The 6688-nt window shown below is 72.6% G+C and carries 8 protein-coding genes; 2 read left to right on the forward strand and 6 right to left on the reverse strand.

Annotated elements, in window-relative coordinates:
• Positions 1-32 precede the first annotated feature (32 nt).
• Genes IE248_RS36605 through IE248_RS36625 form a run of 5 tightly spaced genes read right to left on the reverse strand, consistent with a single transcriptional unit; the run spans position 33 to position 4071 of the window.
• Entirely contained in the window at positions 33-695 is a 663-nt protein-coding gene (locus tag IE248_RS36605; RefSeq protein WP_100580667.1) for an alpha/beta hydrolase, read from the reverse strand.
• A complete protein-coding gene (locus IE248_RS36610; protein WP_037799094.1) occupies positions 692-1507 on the reverse strand; it encodes a DUF1295 domain-containing protein in 816 nt (271 codons plus the stop codon). The genes IE248_RS36605 and IE248_RS36610 overlap by 4 nt, the downstream gene beginning before the upstream one ends.
• Complete coding sequence (locus tag IE248_RS36615) at positions 1504-2805, reverse strand: class I SAM-dependent methyltransferase (RefSeq protein WP_190033095.1); 1302 nt, start codon at positions 2803-2805, stop codon at positions 1504-1506. The genes IE248_RS36610 and IE248_RS36615 overlap by 4 nt, the downstream gene beginning before the upstream one ends.
• Positions 2806-2825: 20 nt before the next feature.
• The gene (locus IE248_RS38680; protein WP_190033092.1) at positions 2826-3302 is read right to left on the reverse strand and encodes an NAD(P)-binding protein; all 477 of its coding nucleotides are present in this window, start codon (positions 3300-3302) and stop codon (positions 2826-2828) included.
• Complete coding sequence (locus IE248_RS36625) at positions 3289-4071, reverse strand: sigma-70 family RNA polymerase sigma factor (protein WP_190033093.1); 783 nt, start codon at positions 4069-4071, stop codon at positions 3289-3291. Before IE248_RS36625 ends, IE248_RS38680 begins: the two co-directional genes overlap by 14 nt.
• A gap of 329 nt (positions 4072-4400) precedes the next feature.
• On the opposite strand from IE248_RS36625, the gene IE248_RS36630 reads away from it, so the two are divergent.
• Together IE248_RS36630 and IE248_RS36635 are read left to right on the forward strand one after the other, a co-directional pair.
• Positions 4401-5282 carry an MEDS domain-containing protein gene (locus IE248_RS36630; protein ID WP_073799064.1) on the forward strand — a complete coding sequence of 294 codons (882 nt, stop codon included), beginning with the start codon at positions 4401-4403 and terminating at the stop codon, positions 5280-5282.
• Positions 5279-5704 (forward strand): ATP-binding protein, encoded by a 426-nt coding sequence (locus IE248_RS36635; RefSeq protein ID WP_229895802.1) that lies wholly within the window; start codon positions 5279-5281, stop codon positions 5702-5704. Before IE248_RS36630 ends, IE248_RS36635 begins: the two co-directional genes overlap by 4 nt.
• A gap of 54 nt (positions 5705-5758) precedes the next feature.
• Here the strand turns inward: IE248_RS36635 and efeU are convergent, their stop codons facing one another.
• Entirely contained in the window at positions 5759-6604 is an 846-nt protein-coding gene (gene efeU / locus IE248_RS36640) for an iron uptake transporter permease EfeU (protein WP_190033094.1), read from the reverse strand.
• Positions 6605-6688: the final 84 nt, after the last annotated feature.

The raw sequence follows: 6688 nt of genomic DNA on the forward strand, positions 1-6688 counted from the left end.
CGCCCCGCGAGGCGGTGTACGCGCCGGCTCGCTCAGTCGTCCGCGAGCAGGCCCGCGGTGAGCTGGGCCACCCGCTGGTGCCAGGTCGAGGCGGAGCGGAGCATCGTGTGCCCGCCGACCGCCATGGGAATCGCGGCGGCCTCGGCGCCTGCCGCGGCGGCGCGGTGGACGAAGGCCCAGGAGTCCGAGGCGGCGGTGACGCGGTCGGCCGGGTCGTGCAGGACGTAGATCCTCCGCCCCGCGAGGTGCGCCACGGGTTCCCCCGCGGGCAGCCACGGGGCCAGGGCGATGACGCCCCGGACCATCGGGTCGCCGCCCGCGCGCAAAGCCGCACGGCCGCCCATGGAGTGGCCGATGAGGACCACGGGAAGCGGCCCGGCCCGCTCGCGCAGGACGTCCAGGGCGGTTTGGGCGTCCTTGGCCGGGTCGCGGCGGTCCCCGTTCCAGCCCCGGCGGCGGTAGCGCACCTCCCCCACGAGCACCCTCCTGCCGTCGAGCGCGCTGGTCGCGGCCGCCACGAACGGGCGCATCCGCAGGGCGGGGAGGTTGACCAGGGGCGGTGGCTCCATTCCCTCGGCCCTGCCTCCGTGGAGCAGGAGCACGGCCGCCGTGGGCACGGCGGGAGCGCGGTGGACGAGGAGCGCACCCGCCGGGCCGCGCGGGGATCGCGGGCCGAGGGCCGCGGAGGCGGTCATCGGGCCGCCCGCGGGAGAGTGGTCCGGCGCGGGGGCCGGGGCAGGAATCCGCTCGTACGGGCCTTGTAGTCGGCATAGCCGGGGCGGTCGGCCATATGGGCCTCCAGGAGTCGCTTGCCGCTGCCCCAGACGAGCAGCCCCGTCATGGTCAGGGGCGAGACGAGGGTGAGGGCCGCTGTCTGCCAGGTCGTACACGCCGTCAGGTACAGGCCCCACCAGACGAGGAAGTCGCCGAAGTAGTTGGGGTGTCTGGTCCAGGCCCACAGGCCGCGGTCCATGATCCGGCCCCGGTTGGCGGGGTCGGACTTGAACGTCGCGAGCTGGTGGTCCCCCACCGCCTCGAAGCCCAGGCCGGCGGCCCACAGTGCGAGGCCGAGCACCATGAGGGGGTCGGGACCGCCCGGCAGGTAGGCGGCGGCCTGCACGGGCAGCGAGACGAGCCAGACCAGGGCTCCCTGAAGGAGGTAGACCTTGCGCAGCGCGTACCGGGCGGGGCTGCCGGGGGCCCGAGCGAGCATGGCCGCGTAGCGGGGGTCCTCGCCGTGGCCGCGGGCGCGCCGGGCGATGTGCAGCGCCAGCCGCAGCCCCCACAGGCAGGTGGCCGCCAGGACGAGGAGCCTGCGGAGGTCGTCCCCGTAGCCCGCGGACAGGACCCAGGTGACGAGGGCGACGGCGGCGAACGCGATGCCCCAGGCGATGTCCACGATCCGGTGGATCCCCAGCCGGAGGGCGATCGCGAAGGTGGCCAGCATCACCGCGAGGGCCGCGCCGGCCGAGGCGGCCAGATTGCTCGCGAAGGCGCCCCAGTTCATCGCGGGCTCCCCGGTACGGGGCCCTCGGCGACCAGGCGGAGCTGGCGTACGTCGAGGTAGCGCGAGCGGAACCCCGCCTCGGAGTAGGCCAGGTACAGCTCCCACATGCGCAGGAACACCCGGTCGAAGCCGAGGGCGGTGACGGCCTCGGCCTGCCGCAGGAAGTCCTCCCGCCACAGCTTCAGGGTTTCGGCGTAGTGGTCGCCGTAGCCGGTGTCCTCGGTGATGCGCAGACCGGCGGCCGCGCTCTCCCCGGCGATGGCCTCCCGGGAGGGGATGAGCCCGCCGGGGAACACGTACTTGCTGATCCAGGTGTGCGTGCGGGCCGTGTTCAGCATGCTTTCGTGCCGCATGGTGATGCCCTGGAGCGCCACGCTGCCGCCGGGCGCGAGCAGTCGGCGGAGCGCGGCGAAGAACACCGGCCAGTACTCGGCGCCGACCGCCTCGATCATCTCGACGCTGACGACCGCGTCGAAGTGGCCGTGGACCTGACGGTAGTCGCGCAGCTCGACGGTGACCCGGTCGGACAGTCCCGCGGCCGCGATCCGCCGTACGGCGAGGTCGCGCTGCTCGGCGGAGAGGGTCACGGTCAGGACCTCGGCGCCGCGGGCGGCGGCGCGCAGGGCGAGTTCGCCCCAGCCGGTGCCGATCTCCAGCAGGCGCGTGCCCGGCCCGACGCGGGCCAGGTCGAGGAGCCGGTCGATCTTGCGGTGCTGGGCGGCGGTGAGGTCCCCGTGCGTGGCGGGCAGCTCGGTGAAGACGGCCGAGGAGTAGGTCAGGCTGGGGTCGAGGAAGAGGGCGAAGAGGTCGTTCGAGAGGTCGTAGTGGCGGCGGACGTTGTCGCCGGCGCCCTCCAGGCTGTTGCGGTCGTCGGCGGGGCGGCGGTGGACCCAGGCGCCTCGGAGCCGGCGCAGGGGCGCGGGTACGAGGTCATCGGCGTGGGAGGCCAGGGCCGTGAGGACGGCGACCAGGTCGTCGGCGTCCCACTCGCCGGCCATGTAGGACTCGCCGAAGCCGATGAGGCCGTCCGCGCCGATCCTGCGGTGGAACGCGGCCGGATCGTGCAGGACCAGGGTGGGGTGTCCGCCGCCGCCGTCGGCGGGCGCGGGGATCCCGCCGTGGTGCCGGGCGCCGTGCCGTATCCGCACCGGGGTCCTGGAGAGTGCGTGTTCCACGATCCGCCGGGCGACCGCCGTACGCAGAGCAGTGGAGCGGGGAAGGCGGGCGACGTCGGGCCAGCGCGCCGGGTCGACGGGCGCGGCGTCGGCGGACTCGTGGCCACGGGCGTACGCGGTCAGGATCGGCGGCGGGGAGATGGTCACAGCAGGCCCTCTCGGGTCTCGGGAACGGGTCGGGGGCGGACGGGCTGTTCGTGGACAGTGCGGGCGAGGAGGGTGCCCCCGTCGCCGCGGCCGTTCGCGTGAGGGATGACGGGGTGCGGCTCGGCCACGGCGGGCCGGCGAGGGCGGTCCGGGTCGTGGCTGACCCGCACCGCCGTGGGGCGTGCCGTGCGGGAGGGAAGCCGGTGGTGGGCCGCTCCGTGAGAGCGCGGCGCCCCGGTGGGCGTCCGCGGGTGGCTTCCGACGCCGGGCAGGCCGTACGTTCTGCGGGCTCCGGCAGGAGCGCCGACGCCGCCGCGGGCCGGCGGGGGTGGCGGCTGACGGGGGTGCGCATGGCCGCCGAGCCGGTCTTCCGCCTCGTACAGGACCACGTCCTGACCGCGCGAGAGCACGGACGCGGCCGGCAGACCGGCCACACCCGTCCCCACCACCGCCTCGACGCTAAGCCCGCTCATGATCTCCTCCCCCTCGCACTCCATGGACCCCGGGCGCCCTTCGCGCCCGTCCTCCGTTCTGATTCGGTGCCGACCCCTTCCCGGATGGGCCCGATCCCCGTCCGCCTGTCCGGGGTCCGGCCTCGGGTGCCCTCGGCACGGCGGAGGCCTGGGGAGCGAGGCGTACGCGCATCCGCAGCAGCCCGCGGCGGCAATGGGCCTTCACGGTGCCCAGTGGCATTCCGGTCCGCTGCGCGATCTGCTGCTGGGTCAGATCCGCGAAGTAGGCGAGTGCCAGGACGTCCCGCTGAGCGGGAGACAGACGCTCCAGTTCGTCCGCGACCACGACCCTGTCGAGAAGGCGGTCGAGTTCCCCGTCGGCAGCCGCCTGCGGCTGCGGGCCGGCCGCGGCCTCCACCACCAGCGAGAGCCTTCGGGTGCGGTCGGAGAGCGCATCCGCGATCTTGTACCGGGTGATGCCGACCAGCCATGCGGGGACCGGGCCCCGGTCCGGGCGGTAGGAGCCGCGCCCCCGCCAGGCCGCCAGGAACACCTGCTGGGTGACGTCCTCGGCCTCCAGCGGATCGCCCAGCGTCCGGCTCGCCAGCCCGTGGACCAGCCTGCCCCACCGGCGAAAGGCAAGCTCCAGGCAGCGCTCGTCCCCGCTCGCGAGACCGGCACCGATCTCCGCGTCCGTCGGATCCGCCGAGGTGGCCGGGCCGGGCCGGGACGGGTCACGGGAGCCGGTGGGCAACGACCTGCCAGGAAGAACCGAACGTCCGTCGCTCATGACGACTCCTCTTCCTGCCCGGCCTGAGCCGGTACGGGAGCGGGCGCCCGCTCAGCTGTGACCGGGCTGCCACCGGGCCCATCGCGTCCGGCCGTATGAGCGTGCGCTCAGCGGATTACCCATTTCAAGTCGCACCGGTTCTGCATCGAATCACCGCCGCCCGCCCCGGAGAGGCCGCACGGACAGGAAGCGCCGCGTATGGTTCAAATTTCATCCAAAATCGTTCCGGCGGCCCGCGCCTGCGCGCCGAGTTGTAGCGTCGCTGTCTTCATCGTGGTCGTGTCGGTTCCGTTGGAGCCGGTGGGGCAGTCGGACGAAGGGAGGGGGGCATGGCCGTTCCTGTGGATGCCCACACCTTGGCGGTAGAGCAGATGCGCCTGGGGGATCACGCTTTCGCGCATTACGAGGACGACGAGCAGAGATGGGGGGTGCTGGGGGTCTTCGCGCAGCTCGGACTGGCCCGGGGCGAAAAGGTCGTCGTCATGGCCGATCCGGACGTACCCCATGACGAGGCCTTCCGCCGGCTGTTCCCGGACGGGGTGTCCGAGGCGGCCGTGAGCCGTGGCCAGTTGCGGTTCACCAGCATGCGGGAACTCATCGATCCGCACCGGAGTTTCACCGCCGAGCGACAGATGGGCCGGTTACGCGAGGAGACCGAGCAGGCTCGGTCCGAAGGGTACGCGGGGCTGCGTTCGATCATCGACATGGCGTGGGTCCAGGACCTCGGTATGGACGTCGAGGGCGTCATGCACCGGGAAACGCATGCGGAAGCCCTGTTCACCGACCGCCTTTACGCGGAGATCTGTACGTACGACAGCCGCCGGTTCACCCCCGAGACGGTGGAGGCCATGCGCGTCGGGCATCCGGTGGCGCTCCTGGAACGCCCGGGAGAGCTGGGCGCCTTTCACTTCGATCACGGGCTTCGGATGGTGGGGGATGCGGACTGGTCGACCCGCGCGCAGTGGAGCGCCGCGCTGGGAGATGCCCTCGGCGGACCGTCCGCCGATCATCCCCTGCTCATCGACCTCACCCCGGTGTCCTTCCTTTCGGTGACCTGCGGGACAGAGGTGCTGCGTCAGGTCCAGCAAGCGCGCCCGGCCCGGCGGGTGGAGGTCCGCTGCTCCCCGTTCAACGCGGAGTTGCTCCGCCGCCTCGGAGCGAGCGGGGTGGGAACCCTGTTCCTGGTCGAGGACGAAGGGAGCGTGTGGTGACCTTGCGGCTGACACCCGCCCTGGAGGCAGAGGAACTACTGCTGGACACGCGCTTCCGCGCCGTGGACCTGGGGAAGTTGCGCCTCCGGGTCGACGAGCTCGCCTTGACAGCCGGACTCGGCCAGCCGCGCCGTGCCGAGTTCGTCCTGGCCATGCACGAGGTGGTCTGCAATGCGGTACGCCATGGCGGAGGATCCGGCACGCTCAGGCTCTACCAGAGCCGGGACACGCTGCGCTGCCAGGTCAGCGATGAGGGCCCGGGCTTCGACGAAGGCAGCGTCCCCCGCTCCCTGCCCGACTTGGGAGCGTCCGGGGAGGGACGCGGCCTCTGGCTCGTGCGCCGGATGACCGACAGCATGGAAGTCTCCACGGACACCGTCGGCGCCCGCGTCACCTACACCATGCGGCTCGGCAGTACGTAGCCACATAGCGACGTCGGGCAGGGACGCGGCGCCGGGGCCGGGGCCGGAGAGGGATCAGGTCCTCGTCGGGGCCGGGGCCGCGGTTCCGGCGGAGGCAGTGGTGCGGCGTGATGGTGCCAGGAAGAGGGCCATCACGGGGACGACGTAGAGGGCCCACGCCGCGGTCTGGAGGACCGTCGGGTTGGGCTGGAAGTTGAACACGCCCTTGAGCAGGGTTCCGTACCAGCTGTCGGAGGGGATGGTGTCGCTGATGTCGAACGCCAGGGAGCGCAGGCCGGGGAGGAATCCGGCCTCCTGGAGGTCGTGGAATCCGTAGGCGAGGACGCCCGCGGCCACCGCGACCAGCATGGCGCCGGTCCAGGTGAAGAACTTGGCGAGGTTGATCTTCAGGGCGCCCCGGTAGAACAGCCAGCCCAGCACCACGGCGGTGAGCAGCCCGAGCATCGCCCCAATCAGGGGGCGGATGCCGTCGCCGGTGGCCTGGACGGCGGTCCAGATGAACAGGGAGGTCTCCAGGCCCTCGCGGCCGACCGCCAGGAACGCGGTGAAGACCAGGGCTCCGGTTCCCACGGCAAGGGCGGCGTCGAGCCTGCCGTGGAGCTCGGACTTCAGGTGCCGCGCGGTGCGCTTCATCCAGAAGACCATCCACGTCACCAGGCCGACCGAGATGATCGACAGCCCGCCGCCCAGCAGTTCCTGCGCCTCGAAGGTCAGGGTGGAGGAGCTGAACTGGAGGGCGGCTCCGAAGCCCAGTGAGAGGGCCACGGCGAGGCCGATGCCCAGCCAGACCGGGCCGAGCCTGCCCTTGTTGCCGGTCTTCACGAGGTAGGCGATGAGGATGCAGACGACCAGGCTCGCTTCGAGCCCCTCGCGCAGCCCGATCAGGTAGTTGCCGAACACGGCGTTGTTTTCCTTCCGGTGGTCACACGAACAGCGTCCGGCCCCACCAGTCGTCCGTGTCGCGGACGCCCGGCGGGACGGCGA

It is taken from the genome of Streptomyces goshikiensis, assembly GCF_014650555.1.
GTDB classification, from domain to species: domain Bacteria; phylum Actinomycetota; class Actinomycetes; order Streptomycetales; family Streptomycetaceae; genus Streptomyces; species Streptomyces goshikiensis.